Source organism: Cellulomonas septica, assembly GCF_012396155.1.
In the GTDB taxonomy this organism is placed as follows: Bacteria; Actinomycetota; Actinomycetes; order Actinomycetales; family Cellulomonadaceae; genus Cellulomonas; species Cellulomonas septica.
The window spans coordinates 1-1,300 of record NZ_JAAXOY010000835.1; the positions used below are offsets into that span (position 1 = coordinate 1).

Below are 1,300 nucleotides of genomic sequence, written 5' to 3' on the forward strand. Positions count from 1 at the left end.
GCCCCGGCGACGCGCGTCGTCGGACGCCGGCCGGACGCAGAGCGCGCTCGCGCGCCGCCTGCTCGGCCTCGTCGCGGTGCTCGTCGCGCTCGTCTGGGTGTTCCCCGTCTACTGGATGATCAACAGCGCGTTCCTGCCGCTCAACAAGCTGCAGGCGCCGGACCCGACGTTCCTGCCGCTCGGCGGCACGTGGTCGAACTTCCGCCGGGTCGTGAACGACGACTCGTTCTGGGCGTCGATGCGCGTGTCCCTGTCCGTCGTCGTGATCGTGCTGGTCGCCGCGCTGCTGTTCGCGTTCCTCGCGGCGCTCGCCGTGAGCCGGTTCCGGTTCAAGGGCCGCAAGTCGTTCATCCTCACGATCCTCGTCGTGCAGATGATCCCCGCCGAGGGCCTGTTCATCTCGCAGTACCAGCTGCTCGACGGCTGGGACCTGGTGAACCGCGTCGGCGGCCTCGCGCTCGTCTACACGGCGGCGATCCTGCCGTTCACGATCTGGATGCTGCGCGGCTTCGTCGCGGGCGTGCCGATCGAGCTCGAGGAGGCCGCGATGGTCGACGGGCTCTCCCGCACCGCCGCGTTCTTCCGCATCACGTTCCCGCTGCTGGCCCCCGGCCTGGTCGCCTCCGGCGTCTACGGGTTCCTGCAGGCGTGGAACGAGTACACCCTGGCCCTCGTCGTCATGACCGACCCGGCCCAGCGCACCCTGCCGCTGTGGCTCCAGGGTCTCGTCGAGGCGAACCGGGCGACCGACTGGGGTGTGGTCATGGCCGGTGCGGCGATCATCGCCGTCCCCGTGATCGTGTTCTTCCTGTTCGTGCAGGGGAAGATGACGTCCGGCCTGGTGGCGGGCGCGGTGAAGGGCTGACGTGGACGTGCGGGTGAGGTCCGGCGGCTGGTCCGTCGGGCTGGACATCGGGGGCAGCAAGGTCCTGGGAGTGGTGCTCGACCCGTCGGGCGCGGTCCGGCACCAGGTGAAGGCGGGGACCGTGCGCGGCCTCGACGGCGTGGTCGCGGGTGCGGTCGCGGCGGTCGAGGAGCTCGCAGGCCTGGCGGGCGTGGCGGTGGGCGACCTCGTCGGCGTCGGGCTCGGCCTGCCGGGCGTCGTCGACGTGGTCGCGGGCACCGTCGAGCACGCGGTCAACCTGGGCATCGACGAGCGCGTCGCCCTCGCGGCGCTGGTCGCCGACCGCCTGGGGCCCGTCCCCGTGCGGCTGGAGAACGACCTCAACGCCGCCGTCGTGGGCGCGGCGCGGTTCGTCGAGCCGCACGCCGACGGTGCGCAGCACGACCTCGCGTTCCT

General features: G+C 72.2%; 2 protein-coding genes. Both read left to right on the top strand.

All coding sequences use genetic code 11. From position 1 onward, the window contains the following. The coding region (locus tag HGA02_RS19625; protein ID WP_343035645.1) for a carbohydrate ABC transporter permease at nucleotides 1–865 on the top strand (865 nt) is incomplete at its 5' end. Nucleotide 866: 1 nt separating this feature from the next. Further along, nucleotides 867–1,300 (top strand): ROK family protein (locus HGA02_RS19630; protein ID WP_168681077.1); only part of this gene is annotated, 434 nt, incomplete at its 3' end.